Source organism: Buchnera aphidicola (Kaburagia rhusicola ensigallis) (genome assembly GCA_039830025.1).
Lineage (GTDB): Bacteria > Pseudomonadota > Gammaproteobacteria > Enterobacterales > Enterobacteriaceae > Buchnera_B > Buchnera_B aphidicola_AW.
The window spans coordinates 520,456-545,488 of the sequence record CP140040.1 but is presented as its reverse complement, the minus strand read 5'-3'; the positions used below and the strand labels follow the sequence as shown (position 1 = coordinate 545,488).

Here is a 25,033-nt window from a genome sequence, read left to right as displayed (position 1 = left end):
AAAATATTAAATTTTATATTGGATAGTTTTGATGTGATAGTAATAGTTATTTTAAACACTGTTGTATTTCAAAATTATTAAATTAAAATTATATTTTTGGTGTAAATGATATGGTTCAGTTATAAATATTAATATTTTAAAAATATTTATAAGAACTTATTATAATTTTTTCATATTTTTAACACGATATATTATTTTATAGGTAAGTATTTGAATTATTTTTTATCATTTGCATAATAATAAATAGCTTGTTTTGAATATTTATTTAAAATAGTACAACATAGATGTTTAGGACATCATTATATCTAGTTTGAATGTCAATTTTAATATAGTTTTTAAAATTAATAATTTTTATCAAATTTTATTGTGATTTTAACGAATCTTCATAACTTTGCATTATTCAGCAATAAACTGAAAACTTTATTTCTTGTCAGCTTAAATAAGCTGTACATGATTGTCACTAACATTAATATAAAACAATATCAAAATATGGCAGAAAAACGCAATATCTTTTTAATAGGACCTATGGGTGCTGGAAAGAGTACTATAGGTCGCCAGTTAGCTCAACAGTTGAATATGGAATTTTATGATTCTGATCAAGAGATTGAGAAACGTACTGGTGCTGATATCAGTTGGGTTTTTGATGTAGAAGGTGAATCAAGATTTAGAGAACGTGAACAAAAGATAATTAATGAGTTAACTAGTAAATATGGAATTGTATTAGCTACAGGAGGGGGATCTGTTAAGTTAAAAGAGAATAGAAATAAACTGTCATCTCGTGGTATTGTTGTATATTTAGAAACTACTGTAGAAAAACAATTAGCTAGAACACAAAAAGATAAAAAAAGACCTTTATTACAGGTTCAAAATGTTCCTATAAAAAATATTTTAGAATCGTTAGCTATTGAAAGAAATCCATTATATAAAGAAATAGCAGATATTATTATTCATATGGATGGTAAAAGTGCTAGAGCAATAGTATTCCATATTATTAATTTATTAAATAAAAATTAATTTATATGTTATTATTTAAAACATTGTTAGGATGTATTAATTTTGGAAAAGTTAAAAGTTACTTTAGGAAATCGAATATATTATATTAATATTGGATCATCTATTTTTGAAGTGGAAAATATTTTTTTTCCATTAATATCAGGTGATCAAGTTATGTTAGTTACTAATAATATAGTATCTAATATTTGGAAAAATAATTTTATATACCATTTGAACAAGTTAGGAGTTAAAATAAATTGTGTGATTTTACCTGATGGTGAAGTGACTAAGAATGTAGGTTCAATGGAATATATTATATCAGAATTATTAAAACATTTACATGGACGAGACACTACTTTAATAGCATTAGGAGGTGGAGTAATTGGTGATATAACAGGTTTTGTAGCTTCAGTGTATCAACGCGGAGTTCGGTTTATACAAATCCCTACTACATTATTATCTCAGGTAGATGCTTCTATTGGTGGGAAGACATCTATTAACCATGTTCTTGGAAAAAATATGATTGGTTCGTTTTGGCAACCATCTTCAGTAATTATTAATCTGGATTATTTATCTACATTACCTAACAGTCAATTAGTATCTGGAATAGCGGAAGTTATAAAATATGCTATTCTTTTTGACGATGTTTTTTTTAATTGGTTAGAAGAAAATATTAACTCTGTATTAAAATTAGAAAAAATAGCAATTTCTTACTGCGTAAAACGATGTTGCGAAATTAAAAAAGTAATAGTAGAGCAAGATGAAAGAGAAAATAACTCCCGAGTTTTATTGAATTTAGGTCATACGTATGGTCATGCAATAGAAACTCATTTAGGATATGGAAAGTGGTTACATGGAGAAGCTGTGTCTGCAGGAATAGTAATGGCAGCTGAGACTTCTGTATTATTAGGAATATTAAATGTATGCGAAAAAAATAGAATTGTTAGTTTATTAAATAGAGCAGGTTTACCAATAAAAGGACCTAAAAATATGACATTTAATTCTTATTATGAGAATTTTTTGAGAGATAAGAAAGTTGCTTCGGGAATGGTGAGATTGGTATTACCTGTATCTATCGGAAAAGCTATGATTTATTCTAATGTACAAAAAAATATATTAATTTCGGCGATAAGTAATTGTAAGTAAATAAGTAATTTTACATTTAATTTTGAAAATTATACTTGATTTTATGTTTGAGTAATGTAATTTGTAGAAAAGTAGTGTGTATTGTATTTAATGTAAACAATTTAAATTTATGATTGTGTTTGAAAGATAATTATAAAAGATATTTTTGTGGTTATAAAAATTTGTATACATTGATTTATTATGTAAAATTAATATTTTTGTATTTCTATAAATTATTCTACATATGTGCATTATATGTAAAATACATAGTGGTGTTAAGTATTATAAATTTTTAGGAAAAATAATGAAGACTATATGGTTAGCTCCTTCAATTTTATCTGCTAATTTCGTTAGGTTAGGAGAAGAGATCACAAGTGTATTAGGAGCAGGAGGAGATATTATTCATTTTGATGTTATGGATAATCATTATGTTCCTAATTTAACCTTTGGACCCATGGTATTAAAATCTATTCGAAATAATGGAATTACATCAATTATTGATGTTCATATTATGGCTGATCCAGTAGATGAATTAATAATTCAATTTTCTAAAGCAGGAGCTAATTTTATTACTATTCATCCAGAATCAACTAATCATTTAGATCGATCCTTAAATTTAATTAGGAATTGCGGTTGCAAAGTAGGATTAGCTATTAATCCCTCAACTACATTAGATGTTTTAGAATATGTTATGGACAAATTAGATATGATTGTTGTGATGTCTGTTAATCCTGGTTTTTCAGGACAACAGTTTATACCGATTATATTTAAGAAGTTATTGGAAGTTCGTAAATTAATAGATAATAGTCATCGAAACATTTTATTGGAAATTGATGGAGGAATTAATTTAAGTAACATTAAAAAAGTTGCATCTCATGGAGTAAATGTTTTTGTTCTTGGTTCAGTTATATTTAGTTCAAAAAATTATACACAGATTATTAAAGACCTTCGTTATCAGATTAATTTAAGGAATGATTGTGGTATTCAAGTTTAATTTTTTAAAAGTGTCTAATATTTTATATGGAAAGAGATAGTGAACAATGTTAAAAAAATTTTATTTAGTGCTATACAACCTTCAGGGCAGTTAACTATAGGTAATTATATTGGAGTTATACGTCCGTGGGTGCAAATGCAAAAGAGTTATACATGTTTGTATTGTATTGCTGATTTGCATGCTATTACCACATGTCGTTCTTCTGTAGAATTACGAAAAAACGTATTAGATACGATAGCGCTGTACTTAGCTTGTGGTATTGATCCATACAAAAGTATTGTGTTTCTTCAATCGCAGGTTCATCAACATTCTCAATTACATTGGATTTTAACATGTCATACTTATTATGGTGAGTTGTCAAGAATGACTCAGTTTAAAAGTAAATCTTTGAAAAATGTTACAACCATTAATTCTGGATTATTAAATTATCCTATTTTAATGGCATCTGATATTTTATTATATAAAACTAATATTGTTCCTATTGGTTATGATCAAATACAACATTTGGAATTAGTCTGTAGTATTGCTCGTCGATTTAATTCATATTATGGTGATATATTTACAATTCCTAAAAAATATATAATGAAAAATGGTTCTCATATTTTATCTCTATTAGATGTAAACAAGAAAATGTCTAAATCTGATTCTAATAGAAATAATGTTATTTTTTTATTAGAAAATGTTAGTAGTATTTCCAAAAAAATACGGTTAGCTGTTACTGATTCTGATGTTCCTCCTAGTATTCATTATGATATAGTTCATAAAAAAGGAATATCCAATTTATTAAATATTTTTTCTAGTTTAATAAATAAAAGTGTTTCTGATTTAGAAATAGAGTTCTCTAGAAAGTCATATAAAGATTTTAAATCAGATATAATTGAAGTTATATCTGATGTAATAGGTAAAATGCAATCTTCTTATTTTTATTATAGGAAATATGAAGATTACTTAGAAAAACTGTTGCATTATGGTGCATCTAGAGCTTGTGTTGAAGCAGATAAAATGTTAAAAAAAGTTAAACAAGTAGTAGGATTTATTTAATTTTATTTCTATTTTTTAAGTTGAATAATATAGATATTACGAAAACTAATCCATATAATATATTAGACGTAATTAAAGCTGAAATTAATCCATAGTGTTTTACAATTGGCCCAGTAACTATAAAAGTAAGTAATGTACCTATTGTTCCACTAGTTAAAATAAAATTAATAATTTTTGGAGAAGGTATTTTTGTTTGTTGGGACGCGAGTGTAATTATAATAGTATAAATAGCACTAGAAACGAAACCTATTAAGACAATAACACATTTTAATAATATATAATTTTGAATATTGTTAAATATGTATATTAATAATGTAGTCATTCCTGTTAAATATATAATGATATTTTTTAAGTCCAAATATTTTAATATAAAACTAAAAGTCCACATTCCTATCATATATGACATCCAAAAGTTGCTAACCAATGTTCCAGCTTGGGTAATGTTTAAGTTAATAGATTTTATAACGTATTCTGGAATCCATGAGATAAAACTTAATTGTCCTAATATGTATAGCAATGCTGACATTGATAGATAAAAAATAGAAACATTCCATTTTTCTATTTTTGGATATTGTTTAATTTCTGCATCTAAAATAGGAAATTTTAAATTTATTGTTAATATAAATATAATTATATATAATATTCCTATTACGGGATAAATCCAATACCATGTAATATGATTAGAAATTAACAATGTTGAAATGATTGGAAAAATGATACCTGACATACTAAAGCATGAGTCAGTTAACAATAATATGGAAGCTCTATTATTTCCTGCGTATAAGTGAGTAATTAGAAAAGTACCGATAGACATTGTTACTCCACTGACTACCCCTAATATGAATATACTAAGAGAAAATAATGTAAGTGTATGATGAAATATTAGTATCCATATAGCTATTATCATGAGTATGAACCCCATGATTAATTGTTTTTTTAACGTGATAGTACTCATAAGCCATGAATTTAAAAAGATAGCAATTAAAACTCCGGCATTTAAAAAAGTGAAAGTATTGCTCATTCTAGTTATAGATACATTGAAATATTCAGATACATTTCCTAAAATTATACCAGTGACAATGATTAATGCTCCTGTTAAAGCGTAAGAGCAAAAACTAATGCAAGTTAGTCCAAAAATATTTTTTTTTTCCATTACTTTAACTTCCTATATAATATGAAACTTATTCATAAATTTGTTGGTATAATATAAAATAATATTTATATTAAATTACATGTATATAAAATTTTCATGAAGCGAGAAAACAAATGACAATTATTATAGCTATTTGATAATTTTAAGTGATATTTTTAAATATCTTTTAATATAAAGTTTATTTTTGAATTGTCATTATTTAATGATAGAGAAAAATTTTTTGCAATGTGTTGGATATATTTTAAATATAATAGTATGTACACATTATTTCATAATTTTCAATATTGATTTTTTTTGACACTTAGTAATGTTTTGTTAAATAATGTTTTAGAAAAATTTGTGTATTGATAGAAAAGTGAGTAAAGTAATAATTATAGTTAAATATAAATTTTTTTAAAAAATTTTTTTTGTAATAATGATGTTTTATTAAAATATTGTTTTATAGTATATTTTTAAAAATTTGATGTATGATATTAATTTTTAACATGTGTTATTATCTTTGGTTAGAAATATATATTACATAATTATAAATTTTTTTTATATTATTTTGATATGACTGAACATGTAGAATGATAATTGATGATTGTTCAAAATAATATTTCATTTTTTGTTTGGAGAGACAATGTTTTTATTTTTATTCAGAGGGATTGTAGTAATAATAATTTGTTTTTTTTCCTCTATAGTTTTCTCAAAAATGATGGATCCTTCGTTAATTTCGTCTCAGTTAAATATAACATTTCTTGATAAGAATTTTAAAAATGATAATGATCAATCGTCTTATGCATTAGGCGTATCATTAGGAAATTATATAAATCATTTTTTTGTAGATCAAAATAAATTAGGAGTGCATTTAAATAAAGAAATTCTATTATCGGGAATTAAAGATTCAATTTTTTTAAAATCTAAATTATCTGCTAGCTCAGTATCTCAAATACTTAATCAATTAGAGAAAAAACTGTTACGTTTAGAAGAAAATATAAAAATTAAAGAAAAAAAAATTAATGCTATTGAAGGAAAAAAATATATTAAAAAACTTTTAATGCAAAATAACATGAAATGTTCCAAGACAGGTTTAGTTTTTCTTATAAAAAAAGAAGGACAAGGATTACATCCACGAGAAAATGATATTGTTACTGTACATTATGTTGGATCATTAATTGATGGACATGAATTTGATAATTCTTATAAGCGAGGTAAACCTTTATCATTTGCTTTAAATAATGTAATTTTGGGATGGAAAGAAGGATTAAAATATATAAAAAAAGGTGGGAAAATAAAATTAGTAATTCCTCCATCGTTAGCATATGGAGAAGATGGAGTTCCTGGTATACCGGGTAATTCTACCTTAATATTTGATATAGAATTAATTAATATTAAATCTAATTTGTAATTGAACTATAATTTTTTAATTACGATAAATATAATACTTTTAAAGTATATAACATGAAAAATAGAAATGAACTATACACTTTTAATCATGGGTCCTCCTTACGGAACTCAAAATGCTAGTACTGCTTTTTTGTTTGCTTGCGCTGTTACTAGTAGTAAAAATAAATTATTAAGTATTTTTTTTCATTGCGATGGAACATCAAATGCTAATAAATATATTTCTTTGTCTTCTGACGAATGTAACTTAGTTGAAAAATGGGAACATTTGCATCATAAACATTCTGTAAAGTTAAATGTATGTATCAGTGCTGCATCTAGAAGAGGTGTTTTTAAAAAAAGCACAAAAAATCAATTTTTTAAAAATATTGATGATGTACGATCATCATTTTTTTTTACTGGATTAAGTGAACTTGCGAGATATATAGAGAAAAGTGATCGAGTAATACAGTTTTAGTGATCAATGTTATGAAAAATATAGCTTTTGTGTTTTCTCATGTACCTTATGGTACTAGTTTAAGTAAAGAAGGATTAGATTCTGTTTTATCTATTTCTATGATTAATCCAAATGTTTCTATTTTTTTTATAGGAGATGGTATATTTCAATTAATGAAAAATCAAAGTCCTGAACATATTTTGTTACATAATTATGTTTCTTCATTTGGAATTTTGCCTTTCTTTGGAATTAATCAATTGTATTATTGCAAAGAGTCTTTGATTGAAAGAGGATTATTTCATGAACATGATTTTTTTTTAGATATTTGTATTATAAGTAGAACTTGTATACGTAAAAAATTGGAAGAATATGATTTAATTATTAATTTTTGAGGAATAAATATGTTACATATCTTAATGCGTTCTCCTTTTGAAATTAATATGATATTATTAATAGATTTATTAAGATCTAATGATGATGTAATTGCATTACAAGATAGTGTGATAATTGCAATAGATAAAAATATTTTTCTTAAAGAATTATTGTCTATTCCAATAGGATTATATGTTATAAAGCAAGATGTCTATGCTCGTGGCATTCAATCAAAAATTTCCAGTAAAGTTAATATCGTAGATTATCTACAATTTGTTTTTTTGACAGTTAAGCATAAAAAACAAATGTCTTGGTAAAGTTAAGTTTTTTAAATTCTTCTTACTGAAATAAAAGTTTGTTTATGTTACATTACATAGAATGTATTGATATAAGTGTTTTTTAATATAAGACAATTAGGATTTCTATGGCTACAGTTAACCAATTAGTAAATAAACCTCGTTTACGTAAAATAACAAAAGGTAATGTTCCAGCTTTAAGTAAATGCCCTCAAAAAAGAGGAGTATGTATTAGAGTATATACTACTACTCCTAAAAAACCTAATTCTGCGCTACGAAAAGTTTGCAGAGTTCGTTTAACTAATGGTTTTGAAGTAACGTCTTATATTGGAGGTGAAGGTCATAATTTGCAAGAACACTCAGTTATTTTAATTAGAGGTGGTCGAGTAAAAGATTTACCTGGAGTTCGTTATCATGTAGTAAGAGGAGCTTTAGATTGTTCGGGTGTAAAAGATAGAAAAAAAAGTCGTTCTAAGTATGGAGTAAAAAAACAAAAATCGTAAGATTTTTTAAAGTAATTCGTTATTTAAATTTTTTAATAATACTTGAAAAGTGTAGTAAAATATATTTTCAATTAGTATTAATTGGAGAATATTATGCCAAGACGTCGCGTTATTGGACATCGTAAAATTTTGTCAGATCCAAAATTTTCTTCTGAAATTATTGCAAAACTTATTAATATAATCATGGTAGATGGAAAAAAATCTATTGCTGAAGAGATAGTATACGATGCATTACAAATTTTATCTAAACACACTAAGAAAAAAGAACTAGAATCATTTGATTTAGCTTTAGATAATGTTCGACCTACGGTCGAAGTTAAATCTCGTCGTGTGGGAGGTTCGACTTATCAAGTTCCAGTAGAAGTACGTTTAATTCGGAGACATACTTTGGCTATGAGATGGATAGTTACTGCTGCTAGAAAACGTACTGATAAATCTATGTCTTTGAGATTGGCGAGTGAGTTACTAGATGCAGTAGAAAATAAAGGATCTGCTGTAAAAAAACGTGAAGAGGTTCATCGTATGGCAGAAGCAAATAAAGCTTTCGCACATTATCGTTGGTAAACTGATAAAGTATATATGAATTTTAATTAATTTATGATTAATTTTAGTTTTTATATGAAATTTTATTATATAAAAATTTAAAATTAGAGGAATATAATGGGACGTACTACACCAATAATACAATATAGAAATATAGGAATTAGTGCTCATATAGATGCAGGTAAAACAACTACTACTGAGCGTATTTTATTTTATACAGGAATTAATCACAAGATTGGTGAGGTACATGATGGTGCAGCAACTATGGATTGGATGGAACAAGAACAGGAAAGAGGTATTACTATAACTTCAGCTGCAACCACTACTTTTTGGTCTGGCATGGCTAAACAATTTCCTCCACACAGAATTAACATTATCGATACCCCTGGTCACGTAGATTTTACTATAGAAGTCGAAAGGTCTATGCGAGTATTAGATGGTGTAGTTATGATTTATTGTGCTGTAGGTGGAGTACAACCTCAGTCAGAGACAGTGTGGAGACAAGCAAACAAGTATAATGTTCCCAGAATTGCTTTTGTAAATAAAATGGATCGCATGGGCGCAAATTTTTTTAATGTAATTAAACAAATAAAAAAAAGACTTGGAGCTAATCCTATTCCTATTCAATTGCCTATTGGATCTGAAGATAGTTTTGTTGGAATTGTGGATTTGATAAAGATGAAAGCAATTCATTGGAATAATGCGGATCAAGGAACTACATTCACTTATGAAGAAATCCCGGTTCATTTAAAAGATCTATCTGAAAAATGGAATCAAAATCTTATTGAAAGTGCAGTGGAGAATGATGAACATTTGATGGAAGAATATTTATCAGGAGAAACAATATCTGAAAAAGAAATTAAAATTGCTCTTCGTAAACGAGCATTGAACAATGAAATAATTCTCGTTACTTGCGGATCTGCCTTTAAAAACAAAGGTGTTCAGGCTTTATTAGATGCTATAATTGAATTTTTACCGTCACCGAGTGATATTACTTCCATTAAAGGTGTATCAAAAAATACCAAAAATAATTTAATAGTGCGTTATTCCAATGATCAAGATCCTTTTTCTGCATTAGCTTTTAAGATTGCTACAGATCCATTTGTAGGAAATTTAACTTTTTTTAGAGTATATTCTGGCGTAGTTAATTCTGGAGATATTGTTTTTAATTCTGTTAAAGGTCAAAAAGAACGCTTTGGGCGTATTGTACAAATGCATGCCAACAAGAGAGAAGAGATAAAAGAAGTTAGAGCTGGTGATATAGCTGCTGCGATTGGTTTAAGAAGCGTAACTACTGGTGATACTTTATGTGATCCTAATTATGTCATTGTATTGGAACAAATGGACTTTCCTGATCCGGTGATTTCTATTGCAGTAGAACCTAAAACTAAGGCAGATCAAGAAAAAATGGGTGCATCTTTAAGTAGATTAGCTAAAGAGGATCCTTCTTTTAGAGTATGGACGGATAAAGAATCAAATCAAACAATTATTTCTGGTATGGGTGAATTACATTTAGAAATAATTATTGAGAGAATGAAAAGAGAATTTAGTGTTGATGCGAATATAGGTAATCCTCAGGTTGCGTATCGTGAAACTATTCGAAATAACGTAAATGATATTGAAGGTAAGTATATAAAACAATCTGGTGGAAGAGGTCAATATGGTCATGTTGTAATTGATTTATTTCCGTTAAAATCTAGCGAAGGAAATTATAAGTTTATAAATGACATTAAAGGAGGAGTAATTCCAGGAGAATATATTTCTGCTATTGATAAAGGAATACAAGAACAATTGCATAGCGGACCTTTAGCTGGTTATCCTGTGTTAAATATTGGAGTTCGATTACATTTTGGCTCTTACCATGATGTTGATTCTTCTGAAATTGCATTTAAATTAGCCGCATCATTAGCATTTAAGAGTGCTTTTAAAAATGCAAAGCCAACATTACTTGAACCAATTATGAAAGTTGAAATAGAAACACCAGAAGAATATATGGGTGATGTAATTGGTGATTTAAATAGGAGAAGAGGTGTAATTGAAGGTATGCAAGATTTGTCGATGGGAAAAATAATTTCTGCTCAAGTACCGCTTTCTGAAATGTTTGGTTATGCCACTGATTTACGTTCTCAGACACAAGGTAGAGCTTCATATTCCATGGAATTTTTAAAGTATTCAGAATCTCCAAGTAACATAGCAACTTTTATTATTGAAGCAAGAGAAAATAGATAGTTTTAATTTTTTTATATTAAATTTTTTAAAAAGGGAAATAGTTGTGTCTAAAGAAAAATTTAAACGTTTAAAACCTCATATAAATGTAGGTACTATTGGTCATGTAGATCATGGTAAAACTACTTTAACAGCAGCTATTACTACTGTTTTAGCGAAAAAATATGGAGGATCTGCTCGAGCTTTTGATCAAATAGACAATGCTCCAGAAGAAAAAGAAAGGGGAATTACTATTAATACTTCCCATGTAGAGTATGATACTAATGTGAGACATTATGCTCATGTAGACTGTCCTGGTCATGCCGATTACATAAAAAATATGATTACTGGAGCAGCTCAAATGGATGGTGCAATTTTAGTGGTAGCTGCTACAGATGGTCCTATGCCTCAAACTCGCGAACATATTTTATTAGGTAGGCAGGTAGGCGTTCCCTACATTGTTGTTTTTTTAAATAAATGCGATATGGTGGATGATGAAGAATTACTTGAATTAGTTGAAATGGAAGTTCGTGATTTGTTAACTCAATATGATTTTCCTGGAGAAAAAACTCCAATTATACGAGGTTCTGCTTTAAAAGCGTTAGAAGGAAATGCTTTTTGGGAAAACAAAATAATTGATTTAGCACATATATTGGATACATATATTCCTAATCCTAAAAGATCTATTGATCAACCGTTTTTACTTCCTATAGAGGATGTTTTTTCTATATCAGGTCGTGGAACAGTGGTTACTGGTCGTGTAGAACGAGGAATAATAAAAGTGGGAGAAGAAGTAGAAATTGTAGGTATTAAGCCTACTGTTAAAACTATATGTACTGGTGTAGAAATGTTTAGGAAGTTATTAGATGAGGGTAGAGCTGGAGAGAATGTTGGAATTCTATTACGAGGTACTAAGCGTGATGATATTGAAAGAGGTCAAGTATTGTCTAAGCCAGGAACAATTACTCCTCACATAAAATTTGAATCTGAAGTATACGTATTATCTAAAGAAGAAGGAGGACGTCATACACCATTTTTTAAAGGATATAGACCTCAATTTTATTTTCGTACTACAGATGTTACTGGTTACATTGAACTTCCAGAAGGAATAGAAATGGTTATGCCTGGAGATAATATTAAAATGGTTATTACTCTAATTCATCCTATTGCAATGGCAGATGGATTGCGTTTTGCTATCCGAGAAGGTGGAAAAACTGTAGGTGCTGGAATTGTAGTTAAAGTCATTAATTAACTTAAAATATATTTTACGTATTATAGAAATTAAGTCAAGAAAAGAAATCATAATTTCGCTCTTTTCTTGATTTTTTATTTTATATTGATTTTAAAATTTAATTTTGTATATTGTTTTCTAATAAAAGTACATTTGTAAGATAAATTGTAAAAAAAGAATGAATTTTCTTATTTCATGCTTTATAATAATTCAAATAAAAATGTTTTTCATATATAAAAATTTTTAATATTAGAATTACAGATTAAATTATGTATATAAATTATAGTGTTAAGTGTTGTTCTATAATTTATTTATGTTTCTGAGTATTATATTGTTCAATAGTTCAATATTTATTTAATTATTTATGATATTTCAGTAGTTCTTATTAAAATTTTTCAAATATGTTCTTTTTTATGTATTAATAACTTAATATTAACATATTCTTTTCAAAATTGAAAAGAAGAATTTTTTGTAATTTTTTATATTATGGGAGTTCTGGTCTTATGCAGCAGAACCAAAGAATACGAATTCGTCTTAAAGCTTTTGATCATAGATTAATAGATCAATCAACTTCAGAAATTGTTGAAACAGCTAAAAGGACTGGAGCACAAGTTCGTGGACCTATTCCTCTTCCAACACATAAAGAACGATTTACTGTACTTATTTCTCCACATGTGAATAAAGATGCTCGTGATCAATATGAAATTCGAACACATAAAAGACTTATTGATATTGTTGAACCTACCGAGAAAACAGTTGATGCTTTGATGAGATTAGATCTTGCTGCTGGTGTAGATGTACAAATTAGTTTGGGTTAATTATACAAATAAATTATTAAAGGAATTGAAGAACACATGATTGGTCTCATTGGTAAAAAAGTAGGAATGACTAGTATCTTTACACAAGAAGGTGCTTTAATTTCAGTTACTGTTATTGAAATTCAAGAAAATCGTATTGTTCAAATTAAAACTATAGATATTGATAAATATAATGCTATTCAAGTTACTACTGGAGTAAAAAAAAGTAAAAAATTTTTAAAATCAGAAATAGGCCATTTTTCTAAATTTGGAATGCAAATTGGTCGTGGTTTATGGGAATTTCGTGTTACCGAGGATGTGTTAGATTTTAAAATAGGACAAAGTTTAAATTTAAATTTATTTTTGAATTTAAAAAAAGTAGATGTAGTTGGAAAATCTAAAGGAAAAGGATTTTGTGGTACAGTTAAGCGATGGCATTTTCGAACTCAAGATGCAAGCCATGGAAATTCTTTGTCTCATCGAGCCCCTGGTTCTATTGGACAAAATCAAACACCTGGTAGAGTTTTTAAAGGTAAAAACATGGCAGGTAGGTTAGGCAATCATCGGGTGACCATACAAAATTTGGATATAGTTAGAATTGATTTAAATCGTAATTTACTTCTGGTAAAAGGGTCAGTTCCTGGTGCTAAAGGAAGTGATCTTATTGTTAAATCAGCAGTTAAGGTGAAAGGAGTAAAAAATAGTGGAATTAGTGCTCAAAGATAGAGGAAGTATTATTAACGTATCTGATATGGTTTTTAACTGTAGTTTTAATGAGGCATTAGTACATCAAGTTGTTACTTCTTATTCTTCTGGTACTCGGCAAGGGACTAAATCACAAAAGAGCCGTTCTGAAGTGTCTGGATCAGGGAAAAAACCATGGCGTCAAAAGGGGACAGGACGTGCCAGGGCTGGTTCTCTAAGAAGTCCTATATGGAGGTCTGGTGGTGTAACTTTTGCGGCTAAATCTAGAAATTTTTGTCAAAAAGTTAATAAAAAGATGTATCGAGGTGCTTTAAGAAGTATTTTTTCAGAGTTAATTAGAAAAAATCGGTTGTTTATTTTTGAAAATTTTTCTATAGATATGCCTAAAACTCAATTTTTAGTTACTAAATTAAAGTCTATAAAGATATCTGATGTTTTGATTATAAAGATAGTTAGAGATAAAAATATATTTTTAGCTTCACGAAATTTATATAAAGTAAATATTAAGACTATTAATGCTATCGATCCGGTAAGTTTAATTATGTTTAAAAATGTTATTATTACTTCTGAAGCCATTAAACAAGTGGAAAAATCATTACTATGACTAATGAAAAAAAATTGTTAAAAATATTTTTTTTCCCGCATATTTCTGAAAAATCTTCTATTTCTGCAGAAAAATTTAATACTGTAGTAGCAAAAGTTCCTATGCGTACAACAAAAATAGAAATTAAACAAGCTATACAAAATTTCTTTAAAGTGCGGGTAAAATGTATTAATACATTAATTGTACAAGGCAAAAAAAAACAAAAGAATGGTCGTACTAGTTATTTACGTAGTTGGAAAAAGGTATATATTTCTTTAAAAAAGGGACAAAATATTAATTTTATGGGAAATATAGAATAAATGTGTATTTAAGGAGAAAAATATGGCTATTGTTAAATGTAAACCAACATCTCCAGGTCGTCGTCATGTTGTAAAATTAGTTAATTACAATTTGTATAAAGGAAAACCTTATGCTCCCTTAATAGAGAAAAACAGTAAAAGTGGAGGTCGAAATAATCATGGTCGTATTACTACTCGTCATATAGGAGGGGGTCATAAAAGATCTTATAGGGTTATTGATTTTAAGAGAAATAAAGACAACATTTCTGCTATTGTTGAACGATTAGAATATGATCCAAATCGATCTGCGAATATTGCTTTGATTTTATATAAGGATGGAGAAAGAAAATATATTTTATCCCCGAAAGGTTTAAAAGTAGGTGATAAGATAATTTCAGGAGAATTATCTGATATAAAATCAGGAAATGTATTGCCTATGAAAAATATTCCGGTTGGAACAATAATTCATAATGTAGAAATGAAACCCGGAAAAGGGGCACAAATAGCTAGATCTGCAGGATCTGGTGTTCAATTAATTTCAAAAGAAGAAAAATACGTGACTTTGCGTTTGCGGTCTGGAGAAATAAGGCGATTAGAAGCAAGATGCAGAGCTACTATTGGTGAAGTAGGAAATGAAGAACACATGTTAGCAATTTTAGGTAAAGCTGGTGCTTCTCGTTGGCGTGGAATTCGTCCTACTGTTAGAGGGACAGCAATGAATCCAGTAGATCATCCTCATGGAGGTGGAGAAGGAAGGAACTTTGGAAAACACCCAGTGAGTCCATGGGGGCTACAAACTAAAGGTAAAAAAACTAGAAGAAATAAACGTACTGATAGATTTATTGTAAGAAGGCGTAATAAATAATTTAAGGAGGAAAAATAAGTGCCACGTTCTCTTAAAAAAGGTCCTTTTATTGATGTATCATTGCTCAAAAAAGTAGAAAAAGCTGTCAAAAATCATGATAAAAAATTAATACGAACTTGGTCTCGTCGTTCAACTATTTTCCCTAATATGATTGGTTTAACGATATCAGTTCATAATGGTCGTCAACATATTCCAATATTTGTTACTGAAGATATGGTTGGACATAAATTAGGTGAATTTTCCGCTACTCGTATGTATCGCGGTCATATTTCTGATAAAAAAGTTCAAAAACGTTAAAGGAAATGTACAATATGGAAATGATTGCTAAGCATCGTCAAGCTCGATCTTCTGCTCAAAAAGTACGGTTGGTGGCTAATTTGATTAGAGGAAAAAAAGTTTTGCGTGCTTTAAATATTTTATATTTTAATAATAAAAAAGCATCGATATTAGTTAAAAAAGTATTGCAATCTGCTATAGCTAATGCAGAACATAACAATAACATGGATGTAAATAATTTAATTATAACAAAAATTTTTGTTGATGAAGGTCCAACTATGAAAAGAATGATGCCACGTGCTAAGGGTCGCTCAGATAGGATTTTAAAGCGTACAAGTCATATCACTGTAGTTGTTTCTGATCGTTTATAATAGTTTGGAGAACTAGTTAATGGGACAAAAAGTACATCCTAATGGAATGAGATTAGGAATAATCAGACACTGGAATTCTGTGTGGTTTTCTAGTACTAAAAACTTCGCAGAAATTTTAAATAGTGATTTTAGAGTGCGTGAGTTTTTAAAAACTAAGTTATTTAAAGCTTCAATTTCTCGTATTGTTATTGAGCGTCCTTCAAAAAGTATTAGAATAACAATATATAGCGCACGTCCTGGTATTGTGATAGGAAAAAAAGGTGAAGACGTAGAGAAATTAAGATTAGCAATTACACAAATCACAGGCGTTTCCGCTCAAATCAATATTTCTGAAGTTCGACAGCCAGAATTAGATGCAAAGTTAGTAGCAGATAATATTACTTCTCAATTAGAACGTAGAGTAATGTTTCGACGTGCTATGAAACGTGCCGTACAAAATGCAATGAGGCAAGGAGCTAAAGGTATTAAAATAGAAATCAGCGGACGTTTAGGTGGAGTTGAAATAGCGCGAAGAGAATGGTATAGAGAAGGCAGGGTTCCTTTACATACTTTGAGAGCTGATATTGATTACAGTTTGTCTGAAGCTTATACTACTTATGGAGTAATTGGTGTCAAGGTATGGATATTTAAAGGTGAAATTTTAGGTGGTATTGCATCTGTTCCGAAGTTAGAAAAACCTCCTACTAAATTTAGAAAACATCAAAAAAAATATAAAAAGTAAGGAGAAATTCTAATGTTGCAACCCAAAAGAACAAAATTTCGAAAAATGCATAAAGGTCGTAATCGAGGTCTTGCTATTGGTACAGATATTAGTTTTGGTTCTTATGGTTTAAAAGCTGTTAGCAGGGGACGATTAAAAGCCAGTCAAATTGAATCAGCTAGGAGAGCGATTTCTAAGTCTATTAAGAGACAAGGGAAAATTTGGATTCGTATTTTTCCAGATAAGCCAATTACTCAAAAACCTTTAGAAGTGAGAATGGGTAAAGGAAAAGGCAATGTAGAATATTGGGTTGCTTTAGTGCAACCGGGAAAAATTTTATATGAAATTGGTGGTGTATCTGAAGAAATTTCTAGAGAAGCTTTTAGATTAGCTTCGTCAAAATTACCTATAAAAACTATGTTTGTAACTAAGAGTATAATATTATGATTTTAAATAATGTAAAAAAAAAACTACACAAGAATTGAATATTGAATTAGTCAGTTTATTGAAAGAACAATTTAGTCTTCGTTTACAATTTTCTTCTAAAAAACTACAAAAATTACATTTACTACGATTAGTACGTCGTAATATTGCTAGAATTAATTTTTTGTTAACTAGAAAGGGAAATTATAGTGAGTAAAAAGATTCGGACATTATTAGGTTGCGTGATTAGTAATAAAATGCAGAAGTCTTCAGTTGTTTCCATTGAACGCATAATTAAACATCCGTTGTACAAAAAATTTATTAAACGCACAACTAAGTTGCATATTCATGATGAAAAGAATGAATGTTCATTAGGAGATGTAGTAGAAGTTCGTGAATGTCGTCCTATTTCTAAAACAAAATCGTGGACATTAGTACGTATTGTTAAAAAATCTATAGTTTGATGATAAATATTGTACAATATTAACATGAGTAGTATGTAGACATTTGCTATTCATGTTTGATTCATTTGATATATCTATTTGTTTTTCTAGTTTTTTTGATAAACTAATTAATATGCGTGTGCGGATCAAGATATTTGTCTTGTTATTATTATATGGAGGGTTTTGCATGATTCAAGAACAGAGCATATTAGATGTTGCTGATAATTCTGGCGCGCGTTTTGTGCTGTGTATTAAAGTTCTTGGTGGTTCGCGTCGTAGGTATGCAAATATAGGCGACGTTATTAAAGTAGCTATTAAGGAAGCTATACCTAGAGGTAAGGTAAAAAAAGGAGAAATTTATAAAGCTGTTGTAGTGAGGACGAAAAAAGGTATAAAAAGGATTGATGGCTCTATTATTAGATTTGATACTAATTCATGCGTTATATTAAATAATAATGATCAGCCTTTGGGTACAAGGATTTTTGGTCCTGTTACGCGGGAATTGAGAAATGAAAAGTTTATGAAAATCATATCACTAGCTCCAGAAGTATTATAATGAGAATCTATTATTATGGCAGCAAAAATTAAAAAAAATGATAAAGTTATAGTAATAACAGGAAAAGAAAAAGGTAAAGTAGGAATAGTTAAAAAATTATTATCTAATACAAGAGTAATTTTAGATGGAATAAATTTAGTAAAAAAACATCAAAAATCTATTCCAGATCAAAATATAACAGGAGGAATTATAACAAAAGAAGCTAGTATTCATATTTCTAACATAGCTATTTTCAATCCTGCTACAAATAAATCAGATCGTGTTGGTTTTAAGATAGAAAATAATAAGAAAGTAAGGTTTTTTAAGTCAAATAATATTATTATTAAGTAAAATGGAGTATTTCTAGTGTCATCTTTTCGTAACTATTATCAAACCGAAATATTAAAAAAGTTGATGAGTAAGTTCAATTATTCTTCCGTTATGCAAGTTCCTAAAATAGATAAAATTACTTTAAATATTGGAGTAGGGTTAGCATCAGTAGATAAAAAACATCTTGATAGTGCTATTTCTGATTTAACTAAAATATCTGGTCAAAAACCATTAGTTACTAAAGCGCGTAAATCAGTTTCTAGCTTTAAAATTCGTAAAGGATATCCTATTGGTTGTAAAGTTACTTTACGCGGAAAAAAGAAATGGGACTTTTTAGAACGGTTGATTGTTATAGCAATACCTAGAATTCGTGATTTTCGAGGCTTATCTGAAAAGTCTTTTGATGGAAGAGGAAATTATAGCATTGGAATTCGTGAACAAATAATTTTTCCTGAAATTGATTACGATAAAATAGATCGTATTAGAGGTATCAATGTTACTATTACTACTACTGCAATGTCTAATGAAGAAGGTCGTGCGTTATTATCTTCCTTTAATTTTCCATTTTGTAAATGAGGTAAAATCACAACAATGGCTAAACAATCAATGAAGGCACGTGAAGTTAAACGTATAAAGTTGGCTAATAAATTTTTTTTAAAAAGAAGTCGTCTTAAAGCTATTATATCTGATATAACTATTTCTAAGGAAAAGCGTTGGAATGCTGTATTAAAATTACAGGAATTTCCTCGTGATTCTAGTCCTATTCGTCAGCGCAATCGTTGCCGTCAAACTGGACGTCCACATGCTTTTTTGAGAAAGTTTGGATTAAGTCGAATAAAGGTACGAGAAGCAGCTATGAAAGGTGAAATTCCTGGATTGAAAAAAGCTAGCTGGTAAAATTATTAATGTTTCTTTTGGAGTAACATGTATGACTATGCAAGATCCTATAGCAGATATGTTGACTAGAATTCGTAACAGTCAATTAGCTAATAAAATATCGGTGATTATGCCTTCTTCAAAGTTAAAAGTAGCTATTAGTATGGTTTTAAAAGAAGAAGGATATATCACAGGTTATGCAATAAAGAATTGTGTTAATAAGCTACAATTGAAATTGATATTAAAATATTTCAATGGAAAACCTGTAATTGAATCTGTGAAGAGAATTAGCTCTCCTAGTTTACGAATATACAATAGAAAAAATAGATTACCAAAAGTTATGGATGGACTTGGTATAGCTATCATTTCTACTTCAAAAGGGGTGATGACTGATAAATCAGCACGTCGAATTGGTTTGGGTGGTGAAGTTATTTGTCATGTAGCTTAATGGGAGAAGAATATGTCTCGTGTAGCAAAAAAAGTCATTATTATTCCTTTTGATGTTTCGGTTACGTTAGTAGGACAAACTATTACTGTTGCAAAAGCCAATAATACTCTTAGCTATACTATTAATAATAGCGTATTAGTTACTTGTATTAGCAATCGTTTAACTTTTAAAAGTAGGATGAATTCTTCTAAAGGTTGGGCACAGGCAGGAACTTCTAGATCATTGGTTAATTCTATGATTGTGGGTGTAACAATAGGGTTTTTTAAAAGATTACAATTATTAGGTGTAGGTTATAGAATTTCTGTAGTAGGTGCTAATATTTTACATATGTTTTTGGGTTATTCTCATGTAATAAAATATTTAGTGCCAAAAGGCATTATTGTAGAGTGTTTGTCTCCATCAGAGATAATTGTTAAGGGTGCTAATAAGCAATTGGTAGGTCAAGTAGCAGCTGATATACGGTCTAATAGAGTACCAGAACCATATAAAGGTAAAGGTATTCGTTATAGTGATGAAGTTGTGCGCATAAAAGAGGCTAAAAAGAAATAGCATGATGTTATCAGTGAATAAAAGAAAAGCTCGCATTCGTAGGGCAACAAAGATGCGGTGCAAATTCAAGGAATTACAATCTATTCGTTTGATTGTGCATCGTACTTCTAGGCATATTTATGCTCAAATTGTTTTTCCTAGGAGTTCTTTAGTTTTAGCAGTTGCTTCTACTTTGGAAAAAAAAATATCGCAATCAATTAAGTATACAGGAAATGTAGAAGCTGCTGTTGTTGTTGGTGATTTTATTGCAAAACGAGCTTTAAAAAGCGGAATTAAGAATGTTTCTTTTGATCGTTCTGGTTTTCAATATCATGGTCGAGTTAAAGCTTTAGCTGATGCTGCGAGAAAAGCAGGATTAGAATTTTAGGAAAAAATAATATAATGGCAATGCACATAGATAAAAAAAATAGCTTAGATCTAAAAGAAAAGTTAATATCAGTCAATCGTGTTTCAAAAACAGTGAAAGGTGGTCGAATTTTTTCGTTTACAGCTTTAACAGTAGTAGGTAATGGTAATGGAAGAGTAGGATTTGGATATGGAAAAGCTCGCGAAGTTCCTGCTGCAATTCAAAAAGCTATGGAAAAAGCACGTAGAAATATGATTAATGTTGCTTTAAATAAAAACACATTGCATCATTCTATTATTGGAACTTACACTGGTTCGAATATATTTATGAAGCCAGCATCAGAAGGAACTGGGATTATTGCTGGTGGTGCTATGAGATCAGTATTAGAAGTAGCAGGGATTTATGATGTATTAGCAAAGACTTATGGATCCACTAATCCTATTAATGTAGTACGAGCTACTATAGCTGGTTTAGAAAATATGAAATCTCCAAAAATGATAGCAGCTAAACGTAATAAATCAATTAGAGATGTTTTGGCATAATATTATGATTAAATATATTAGTGTTACTCAAATAAAAAGTGCAATAGGACGATTACCAAAACATAAAGCAACTTTAATTGGATTGGGATTGCGTCGTATAGGCCATACAGTAAAACTTCAAGATACACCTTCTATTCGAGGCATGATTCAAAAAATATCTTATATGTTAAAAGTTAATTCAACTGTTGCTAAATAGGAATGATTAGAATGTATTTAAATAATTTATCTCCAGCAATTGGTTCCTATAGAACGCATAAAAGAAAAGGTAGAGGAATTGGATCTGGATTGGGAAAAACAGCAGGAAGAGGACATAAAGGTCAAAAATCTCGTTCTGGAGGAAAAATAAATAGAGGGTTTGAAGGAGGTCAAACTCCTTTATATAGGCGTATTCCAAAATATGGATTTGTTTCTTTAAAAAATAAAAATAAAATCGAAGTTAGGTTATCAGAATTATTAAGGTTTTCTAATAAAGTTATTGATTTGAATTTATTGAAACAATTTAATGTAATTAATGAGCATGTAAAGTTCGTTAAGATAATTTTATCTGGAAGTGTTACTGTGCCATTAACTCTTCGTGGGTTACATGTTACGCAAGGAGTACGCAATATGATTGAATTTTATGGTGGAAGGATTCAAAAATAATAAGTAGAGGTATTATGATAGAAAACATATTTAAAACAAAATCTTCAACCACTAGTACTAAATTTAGTGAATTGAAAAGAAGAATTTTTTTTGTATTTATTTCTTTAATAATTTTTAGAATAGGGTCATTTATTCCTATTCCTGGAATTGATACTGCAGTTTTATCACAATTATTGCAACACCATCAAGGCACTCTTATAGAAATGTTCAATATGTTTTCAGGTGGATCTTTAAGTAGAGCTTCAATTTTTGCATTAGGTATTATGCCTTTTATATCGGCTTCTATTATTATACAGATACTTACATTAGTATATCCGAAATTTATAGAAATAAAAAAAAATGGAGAGGAAGGGCGTCAAAAAATTAATGTATACATAAAATATACTACTTTAATGTTAGCTGGATTGCAAGCTATTGGAGTTGCTATAAGTTTACCAAATATATCTGGTGTTAATAATTTAGTTATTAATCCTAATATGTGTTTTTATTGCGTCGCTGTTATTAGTTTAGTGACAGGTACAATGTTTTTAATGTGGTTAGGAGAATTGATTACTGAAAAAGGTATTGGAAATGGTATTTCAATAATAATATTTTCAGGTATTGTTTCTGGTTTACCGTCTGCTATTGAGCATACACTGGCAAAAGTGCAACAAGGAAGTTTAAATTTTTTTCTATTGTGCGGAATAACATTAATTGTGTTTTTAGTGATATTTTTTGTAGTATTTTTTGAAAGGAGTCATAGAAAAATTAATATTAATTATGCAAAAAATTACCAAAAACGTCGAATTTACTCTGAAAAAAATACTCATCTTCCTTTAAAGTTAAATATGGCAGGTGTGATTCCAGCCATTTTTACGTCTAGCATTATATTGTTTCCTGTTTCTATAGTATCTTGGTTTGGTGGAGGTTACAATTGGAAATGGTTAATAAATCTTTCTTTTTATTTGCAACCAACTCAACCATTATATATATTTTTTTACATGGTAACTATTGTTTTCTTTTGTTTTTTTTATACTAAATTAGTTTTCAATTCCCGTGAAACCGCAGATCATTTAAAAAAATCTGGAGCTTTTATTTCTGGAATTAGGCCAGGTATTCAAACAGCTACATATATTAATAAAGTTATGTTGAGATTAACGTTAATTGGTTCTATTTATATGACGTTTATTTGCCTTATACCAGAATTTATGCGTATATCTATGGATGTTCCATTTTATTTTGGTGGCACATCATTGTTAATTGTAGTAGTAGTTATTATAGATTTTATTTCTCAAATACAAACACACATTATGTCCACTCAATATGAATCTGTGTTAAAAAAATCTAATTTGAATATTTAATATGAGCTATAAATATTTTTCATTATAGGTATTTATTATGAAAGTTCGCGCTTCAGTAGGAAAGTTATGTAGAAATTGTAAAATTGTTCGTAGATACAATGTAGTTTATATTATTTGCAGTATAGATCCTAAGCATAAACAACGTCAAGGGTAAATATTATATAAAATCTATGTTTTATAGAGTGTATTATTTGGATGTTATTTTTTGTTTTTAAAGTTTTATTTTGTCAATGGGAATATTATTGTCTGATTGATGAATTTGTGGAGGTTTTGATGGCACGTATAGCAGGTGTTAATATTCCTGATAACAAGCATATTATTATTGCATTAATGAGTATATATGGAATAGGAAAAAAGCGATCTAAATTAATTTGTTCTTTAACAGGCATATCTGAATCTATTAAAACGCGGAATTTAACTGAAAGTCAAGTAGAATTATTGAGAAATGCAATATCTAAGTTTATTGTTGAAGGTGACTTGCGTAGAGAAGTTAATTTAAATATAAAACGTTTAGTAGATTTAGGTTGTTATCGTGGATTGCGTCATCGAAAGAATCTTCCAGTTCGAGGTCAGAGAACAAAGACTAACGCTCGTACTAGAAAAGGTTCTCGTAGATTAGTTAAAAAATAATATTGAGGTTGGACATTATGGTAAAAGATCTTGTTCGTGTTAAGAAACGTATTAAACAACAAATATTGGATGGTATAGCGCATATTCATGCTTCTTTCAATAATACTATTGTATCTATTAGTGATCGACAAGGAAATGTTTTAGGATGGGCAACTTCAGGAGGATCTGGATTTAGAGGATCTAGAAAATCTACTCCTTTTGCAGCTCAAGTAGCTGCTGAACGTTGTTCAGAAATGGTAAAGGATTATGGTATTAAAAATTTAGAAGTGGTGGTCAAAGGTCCAGGACCTGGTCGAGAATCAACTATTAGAGCATTAAATTCTGCTGGTTTTCGTATTACTAATATTACTGATGTTACTCCTATTCCTCATAATGGTTGTCGTCCACCTAAAAAGAGACGAGTATAAGTTATTTTTTAAATTAGGAAATACAAATGGCAAAGTATTTAGGTCCGAAATTAAAGTTGTCTCGTAGAGAAGGAACAGATTTATTTTTAAAATCTGGAATGAGGTCACTTGATTCTAAATGTAAATTAGAACAACTTCCAGGTCAACATGGTTCTAAAAGATCTCGTTTATCAGATTATGGTATTCAATTACGAGAAAAACAAAAAGTTCGTCGTTTATATGGTATTTTAGAATCTCAGTTTCGAAATTATTATAAACGCTCTGTAAGATTAAAAGGGAATACGGGAGAAAAGTTATTAGTGTTATTAGAAAGTCGTTTGGATAATGTAGTTTATAGAATGGGATTTGGAGCTACGCGTTCTGAGGCTCGTCAATTAGTATGTCATAAATCAATTTTAGTTAATAAAAAAATAGTAAATATTCCTTCTTATCAAGTTCATCCTGGTTGTATTGTTAGCATTCGTGACAAATCACAAAAACAAACTCGCATAAGAGCGGCTTTAGAGTTAGTAGAACAACGTGAAAAACCAGCTTGGATAGAGGTTAATACATCTAAAATGGAGGGTATATTTAAACAAGTACCTGAGCGTTCTGATTTATCTGCAGAAATTAATGAACATTTAATCATTGAACTTTATTCTAAATAAA

The 25,033-nt window shown here is 28.9% G+C and carries 39 protein-coding genes; 38 read left to right on the top strand and 1 reads right to left on the bottom strand.

Annotated elements, in window-relative coordinates; genetic code table 11:
* Positions 1-489: 489 nt before the first annotated feature.
* From aroK to trpS, 4 genes are all read left to right on the top strand, one after another.
* The gene (gene aroK, locus U0T55_02475) at positions 490-1,014 is read left to right on the top strand and encodes a shikimate kinase AroK (protein ID XBC43079.1); all 525 of its coding nucleotides are present in this window, start codon (positions 490-492) and stop codon (positions 1,012-1,014) included.
* A gap of 42 nt (positions 1,015-1,056) precedes the next feature.
* A complete protein-coding gene (aroB, locus tag U0T55_02470; GenBank protein ID XBC42768.1) occupies positions 1,057-2,139 on the top strand; it encodes a 3-dehydroquinate synthase in 1,083 nt (360 codons plus the stop codon).
* Between the two features lie 283 nt (positions 2,140-2,422).
* Positions 2,423-3,112: a ribulose-phosphate 3-epimerase gene (rpe, locus tag U0T55_02465; GenBank protein XBC42767.1), complete on the top strand. Its 690-nt coding sequence runs from the start codon at positions 2,423-2,425 to the stop codon at positions 3,110-3,112.
* Positions 3,113-3,151: 39 nt separating this feature from the next.
* Positions 3,152-4,153: a tryptophan--tRNA ligase gene (gene trpS / locus U0T55_02460; GenBank protein XBC42766.1), complete on the top strand. Its 1,002-nt coding sequence runs from the start codon at positions 3,152-3,154 to the stop codon at positions 4,151-4,153.
* Here trpS and tsgA read toward each other — a convergent pair.
* On the bottom strand, positions 4,146-5,306 hold the full coding sequence (gene tsgA, locus U0T55_02455; protein ID XBC42765.1) for an MFS transporter TsgA: 1,161 nt from the start codon (positions 5,304-5,306) through the stop codon (positions 4,146-4,148). The genes trpS and tsgA overlap by 8 nt on opposite strands.
* Before the next feature lie 622 nt (positions 5,307-5,928).
* Between tsgA and fkpA the strand changes: the two genes are divergently transcribed.
* The 34 genes from fkpA to rpsD all read left to right on the top strand — a co-directional run bounded on the left by fkpA (position 5,929) and on the right by rpsD (position 25,032).
* Positions 5,929-6,696, top strand: coding sequence for an FKBP-type peptidyl-prolyl cis-trans isomerase (fkpA, locus tag U0T55_02450; protein XBC42764.1), 768 nt, complete (start codon positions 5,929-5,931; stop codon positions 6,694-6,696).
* A 66-nt stretch (positions 6,697-6,762) separates the two neighbouring features.
* Positions 6,763-7,149 (top strand): sulfurtransferase complex subunit TusD, encoded by a 387-nt coding sequence (gene tusD, locus U0T55_02445; GenBank protein ID XBC42763.1) that lies wholly within the window; start codon positions 6,763-6,765, stop codon positions 7,147-7,149.
* An 11-nt stretch (positions 7,150-7,160) separates the two neighbouring features.
* Positions 7,161-7,520 carry a sulfurtransferase complex subunit TusC gene (tusC, locus tag U0T55_02440; protein ID XBC42762.1) on the top strand — a complete coding sequence of 120 codons (360 nt, stop codon included), beginning with the start codon at positions 7,161-7,163 and terminating at the stop codon, positions 7,518-7,520.
* A 9-nt stretch (positions 7,521-7,529) separates the two neighbouring features.
* Positions 7,530-7,817, top strand: a complete 288-nt coding sequence (gene tusB / locus U0T55_02435; GenBank protein ID XBC42761.1) for a sulfurtransferase complex subunit TusB — start codon at positions 7,530-7,532, stop codon at positions 7,815-7,817.
* A 107-nt stretch (positions 7,818-7,924) separates the two neighbouring features.
* A complete protein-coding gene (gene rpsL / locus U0T55_02430) occupies positions 7,925-8,299 on the top strand; it encodes a 30S ribosomal protein S12 (GenBank protein ID XBC42760.1) in 375 nt (124 codons plus the stop codon).
* 93 nt (positions 8,300-8,392) lie between these two features.
* Complete coding sequence (gene rpsG, locus U0T55_02425) at positions 8,393-8,863, top strand: 30S ribosomal protein S7 (protein ID XBC42759.1); 471 nt, start codon at positions 8,393-8,395, stop codon at positions 8,861-8,863.
* A gap of 96 nt (positions 8,864-8,959) precedes the next feature.
* Complete coding sequence (gene fusA, locus U0T55_02420; GenBank protein XBC42758.1) at positions 8,960-11,071, top strand: elongation factor G; 2,112 nt, start codon at positions 8,960-8,962, stop codon at positions 11,069-11,071.
* 43 nt (positions 11,072-11,114) lie between these two features.
* Positions 11,115-12,299 (top strand): elongation factor Tu, encoded by a 1,185-nt coding sequence (gene tuf, locus U0T55_02415; GenBank protein XBC42757.1) that lies wholly within the window; start codon positions 11,115-11,117, stop codon positions 12,297-12,299.
* Between the two features lie 482 nt (positions 12,300-12,781).
* Positions 12,782-13,096 (top strand): 30S ribosomal protein S10, encoded by a 315-nt coding sequence (rpsJ, locus tag U0T55_02410; GenBank protein ID XBC42756.1) that lies wholly within the window; start codon positions 12,782-12,784, stop codon positions 13,094-13,096.
* A 36-nt stretch (positions 13,097-13,132) separates the two neighbouring features.
* The gene (rplC, locus tag U0T55_02405) at positions 13,133-13,801 is read left to right on the top strand and encodes a 50S ribosomal protein L3 (protein XBC42755.1); all 669 of its coding nucleotides are present in this window, start codon (positions 13,133-13,135) and stop codon (positions 13,799-13,801) included.
* A complete protein-coding gene (gene rplD, locus U0T55_02400) occupies positions 13,779-14,384 on the top strand; it encodes a 50S ribosomal protein L4 (GenBank protein ID XBC42754.1) in 606 nt (201 codons plus the stop codon). The genes rplC and rplD overlap by 23 nt, the downstream gene beginning before the upstream one ends.
* On the top strand, positions 14,381-14,683 hold the full coding sequence (locus tag U0T55_02395) for a 50S ribosomal protein L23 (protein ID XBC42753.1): 303 nt from the start codon (positions 14,381-14,383) through the stop codon (positions 14,681-14,683). Before rplD ends, U0T55_02395 begins: the two co-directional genes overlap by 4 nt.
* 22 nt (positions 14,684-14,705) lie before the next feature.
* Positions 14,706-15,527 carry a 50S ribosomal protein L2 gene (gene rplB / locus U0T55_02390; protein XBC42752.1) on the top strand — a complete coding sequence of 274 codons (822 nt, stop codon included), beginning with the start codon at positions 14,706-14,708 and terminating at the stop codon, positions 15,525-15,527.
* Between the two features lie 18 nt (positions 15,528-15,545).
* A complete protein-coding gene (gene rpsS / locus U0T55_02385) occupies positions 15,546-15,824 on the top strand; it encodes a 30S ribosomal protein S19 (protein XBC42751.1) in 279 nt (92 codons plus the stop codon).
* A 14-nt stretch (positions 15,825-15,838) separates the two neighbouring features.
* Entirely contained in the window at positions 15,839-16,174 is a 336-nt protein-coding gene (gene rplV / locus U0T55_02380) for a 50S ribosomal protein L22 (GenBank protein ID XBC42750.1), read from the top strand.
* Positions 16,175-16,193: 19 nt separating this feature from the next.
* A complete protein-coding gene (gene rpsC, locus U0T55_02375) occupies positions 16,194-16,895 on the top strand; it encodes a 30S ribosomal protein S3 (GenBank protein XBC42749.1) in 702 nt (233 codons plus the stop codon).
* Between the two features lie 12 nt (positions 16,896-16,907).
* Positions 16,908-17,321 (top strand): 50S ribosomal protein L16, encoded by a 414-nt coding sequence (gene rplP, locus U0T55_02370; protein XBC42748.1) that lies wholly within the window; start codon positions 16,908-16,910, stop codon positions 17,319-17,321.
* A 34-nt stretch (positions 17,322-17,355) separates the two neighbouring features.
* On the top strand, positions 17,356-17,514 hold the full coding sequence (gene rpmC, locus U0T55_02365) for a 50S ribosomal protein L29 (protein XBC42747.1): 159 nt from the start codon (positions 17,356-17,358) through the stop codon (positions 17,512-17,514).
* Complete coding sequence (gene rpsQ / locus U0T55_02360) at positions 17,507-17,761, top strand: 30S ribosomal protein S17 (protein XBC42746.1); 255 nt, start codon at positions 17,507-17,509, stop codon at positions 17,759-17,761. Before rpmC ends, rpsQ begins: the two co-directional genes overlap by 8 nt.
* A 166-nt stretch (positions 17,762-17,927) precedes the next feature.
* On the top strand, positions 17,928-18,296 hold the full coding sequence (gene rplN, locus U0T55_02355) for a 50S ribosomal protein L14 (protein ID XBC42745.1): 369 nt from the start codon (positions 17,928-17,930) through the stop codon (positions 18,294-18,296).
* Positions 18,297-18,311: 15 nt separating this feature from the next.
* Positions 18,312-18,626 carry a 50S ribosomal protein L24 gene (rplX, locus tag U0T55_02350; protein XBC42744.1) on the top strand — a complete coding sequence of 105 codons (315 nt, stop codon included), beginning with the start codon at positions 18,312-18,314 and terminating at the stop codon, positions 18,624-18,626.
* Positions 18,627-18,641: 15 nt separating this feature from the next.
* Positions 18,642-19,181: a 50S ribosomal protein L5 gene (rplE, locus tag U0T55_02345; GenBank protein ID XBC42743.1), complete on the top strand. Its 540-nt coding sequence runs from the start codon at positions 18,642-18,644 to the stop codon at positions 19,179-19,181.
* 15 nt (positions 19,182-19,196) lie between these two features.
* Positions 19,197-19,502 (top strand): 30S ribosomal protein S14, encoded by a 306-nt coding sequence (gene rpsN / locus U0T55_02340; protein ID XBC42742.1) that lies wholly within the window; start codon positions 19,197-19,199, stop codon positions 19,500-19,502.
* 31 nt (positions 19,503-19,533) lie between these two features.
* Positions 19,534-19,929 (top strand): 30S ribosomal protein S8, encoded by a 396-nt coding sequence (gene rpsH, locus U0T55_02335; GenBank protein XBC42741.1) that lies wholly within the window; start codon positions 19,534-19,536, stop codon positions 19,927-19,929.
* A gap of 12 nt (positions 19,930-19,941) precedes the next feature.
* Positions 19,942-20,478: a 50S ribosomal protein L6 gene (gene rplF, locus U0T55_02330; protein ID XBC42740.1), complete on the top strand. Its 537-nt coding sequence runs from the start codon at positions 19,942-19,944 to the stop codon at positions 20,476-20,478.
* Positions 20,479-20,491: 13 nt separating this feature from the next.
* Positions 20,492-20,845 carry a 50S ribosomal protein L18 gene (gene rplR, locus U0T55_02325; protein XBC42739.1) on the top strand — a complete coding sequence of 118 codons (354 nt, stop codon included), beginning with the start codon at positions 20,492-20,494 and terminating at the stop codon, positions 20,843-20,845.
* Between the two features lie 20 nt (positions 20,846-20,865).
* The gene (gene rpsE, locus U0T55_02320) at positions 20,866-21,366 is read left to right on the top strand and encodes a 30S ribosomal protein S5 (GenBank protein ID XBC43078.1); all 501 of its coding nucleotides are present in this window, start codon (positions 20,866-20,868) and stop codon (positions 21,364-21,366) included.
* Between the two features lie 4 nt (positions 21,367-21,370).
* Positions 21,371-21,562: a 50S ribosomal protein L30 gene (gene rpmD / locus U0T55_02315; protein ID XBC42738.1), complete on the top strand. Its 192-nt coding sequence runs from the start codon at positions 21,371-21,373 to the stop codon at positions 21,560-21,562.
* 11 nt (positions 21,563-21,573) lie between these two features.
* Positions 21,574-22,008 carry a 50S ribosomal protein L15 gene (rplO, locus tag U0T55_02310; GenBank protein ID XBC42737.1) on the top strand — a complete coding sequence of 145 codons (435 nt, stop codon included), beginning with the start codon at positions 21,574-21,576 and terminating at the stop codon, positions 22,006-22,008.
* 14 nt (positions 22,009-22,022) lie between these two features.
* The gene (secY, locus tag U0T55_02305; GenBank protein XBC42736.1) at positions 22,023-23,348 is read left to right on the top strand and encodes a preprotein translocase subunit SecY; all 1,326 of its coding nucleotides are present in this window, start codon (positions 22,023-22,025) and stop codon (positions 23,346-23,348) included.
* A gap of 37 nt (positions 23,349-23,385) precedes the next feature.
* A complete protein-coding gene (gene rpmJ, locus U0T55_02300) occupies positions 23,386-23,502 on the top strand; it encodes a 50S ribosomal protein L36 (protein ID XBC42735.1) in 117 nt (38 codons plus the stop codon).
* A 119-nt stretch (positions 23,503-23,621) separates the two neighbouring features.
* Positions 23,622-23,978, top strand: a complete 357-nt coding sequence (rpsM, locus tag U0T55_02295) for a 30S ribosomal protein S13 (GenBank protein ID XBC42734.1) — start codon at positions 23,622-23,624, stop codon at positions 23,976-23,978.
* A 17-nt stretch (positions 23,979-23,995) separates the two neighbouring features.
* Entirely contained in the window at positions 23,996-24,385 is a 390-nt protein-coding gene (gene rpsK, locus U0T55_02290) for a 30S ribosomal protein S11 (protein XBC42733.1), read from the top strand.
* 26 nt (positions 24,386-24,411) lie between these two features.
* Positions 24,412-25,032 (top strand): 30S ribosomal protein S4, encoded by a 621-nt coding sequence (gene rpsD / locus U0T55_02285; protein XBC42732.1) that lies wholly within the window; start codon positions 24,412-24,414, stop codon positions 25,030-25,032.
* Position 25,033: the final 1 nt, after the last annotated feature.

Bases quoted from the DNA above. Each gene is read 5' to 3' on its own strand.
- aroK (XBC43079.1), top strand. From the start codon at position 490: ATGGCAGAAAAACGCAATATCTTTTTAATAGGACCTATGGGTGCTGGA.
- rpe (XBC42767.1), top strand. From the start codon at position 2,423: ATGAAGACTATATGGTTAGCTCCTTCAATTTTATCTGCTAATTTCGTT.
- tsgA (XBC42765.1), bottom strand. From the start codon at position 5,306: ATGGAAAAAAAAAATATTTTTGGACTAACTTGCATTAGTTTTTGCTCT.
- fkpA (XBC42764.1), top strand. From the start codon at position 5,929: ATGTTTTTATTTTTATTCAGAGGGATTGTAGTAATAATAATTTGTTTT.
- tusD (XBC42763.1), top strand. From the start codon at position 6,763: ATGAACTATACACTTTTAATCATGGGTCCTCCTTACGGAACTCAAAAT.
- tusC (XBC42762.1), top strand. From the start codon at position 7,161: ATGAAAAATATAGCTTTTGTGTTTTCTCATGTACCTTATGGTACTAGT.
- tusB (XBC42761.1), top strand. From the start codon at position 7,530: ATGTTACATATCTTAATGCGTTCTCCTTTTGAAATTAATATGATATTA.
- rpsL (XBC42760.1), top strand. From the start codon at position 7,925: ATGGCTACAGTTAACCAATTAGTAAATAAACCTCGTTTACGTAAAATA.
- rpsG (XBC42759.1), top strand. From the start codon at position 8,393: ATGCCAAGACGTCGCGTTATTGGACATCGTAAAATTTTGTCAGATCCA.
- fusA (XBC42758.1), top strand. From the start codon at position 8,960: ATGGGACGTACTACACCAATAATACAATATAGAAATATAGGAATTAGT.
- rpsJ (XBC42756.1), top strand. From the start codon at position 12,782: ATGCAGCAGAACCAAAGAATACGAATTCGTCTTAAAGCTTTTGATCAT.
- rplC (XBC42755.1), top strand. From the start codon at position 13,133: ATGATTGGTCTCATTGGTAAAAAAGTAGGAATGACTAGTATCTTTACA.
- U0T55_02395 (XBC42753.1), top strand. From the start codon at position 14,381: ATGACTAATGAAAAAAAATTGTTAAAAATATTTTTTTTCCCGCATATT.
- rplB (XBC42752.1), top strand. From the start codon at position 14,706: ATGGCTATTGTTAAATGTAAACCAACATCTCCAGGTCGTCGTCATGTT.
- rplV (XBC42750.1), top strand. From the start codon at position 15,839: ATGGAAATGATTGCTAAGCATCGTCAAGCTCGATCTTCTGCTCAAAAA.
- rpsC (XBC42749.1), top strand. From the start codon at position 16,194: ATGGGACAAAAAGTACATCCTAATGGAATGAGATTAGGAATAATCAGA.
- rplP (XBC42748.1), top strand. From the start codon at position 16,908: ATGTTGCAACCCAAAAGAACAAAATTTCGAAAAATGCATAAAGGTCGT.
- rplN (XBC42745.1), top strand. From the start codon at position 17,928: ATGATTCAAGAACAGAGCATATTAGATGTTGCTGATAATTCTGGCGCG.
- rplX (XBC42744.1), top strand. From the start codon at position 18,312: ATGGCAGCAAAAATTAAAAAAAATGATAAAGTTATAGTAATAACAGGA.
- rpsN (XBC42742.1), top strand. From the start codon at position 19,197: ATGGCTAAACAATCAATGAAGGCACGTGAAGTTAAACGTATAAAGTTG.
- rpsH (XBC42741.1), top strand. From the start codon at position 19,534: ATGACTATGCAAGATCCTATAGCAGATATGTTGACTAGAATTCGTAAC.
- rplF (XBC42740.1), top strand. From the start codon at position 19,942: ATGTCTCGTGTAGCAAAAAAAGTCATTATTATTCCTTTTGATGTTTCG.
- rpsE (XBC43078.1), top strand. From the start codon at position 20,866: ATGCACATAGATAAAAAAAATAGCTTAGATCTAAAAGAAAAGTTAATA.
- rpmD (XBC42738.1), top strand. From the start codon at position 21,371: ATGATTAAATATATTAGTGTTACTCAAATAAAAAGTGCAATAGGACGA.
- rplO (XBC42737.1), top strand. From the start codon at position 21,574: ATGTATTTAAATAATTTATCTCCAGCAATTGGTTCCTATAGAACGCAT.
- secY (XBC42736.1), top strand. From the start codon at position 22,023: ATGATAGAAAACATATTTAAAACAAAATCTTCAACCACTAGTACTAAA.
- rpmJ (XBC42735.1), top strand. From the start codon at position 23,386: ATGAAAGTTCGCGCTTCAGTAGGAAAGTTATGTAGAAATTGTAAAATT.
- rpsM (XBC42734.1), top strand. From the start codon at position 23,622: ATGGCACGTATAGCAGGTGTTAATATTCCTGATAACAAGCATATTATT.
- rpsK (XBC42733.1), top strand. From the start codon at position 23,996: ATGGTAAAAGATCTTGTTCGTGTTAAGAAACGTATTAAACAACAAATA.
- rpsD (XBC42732.1), top strand. From the start codon at position 24,412: ATGGCAAAGTATTTAGGTCCGAAATTAAAGTTGTCTCGTAGAGAAGGA.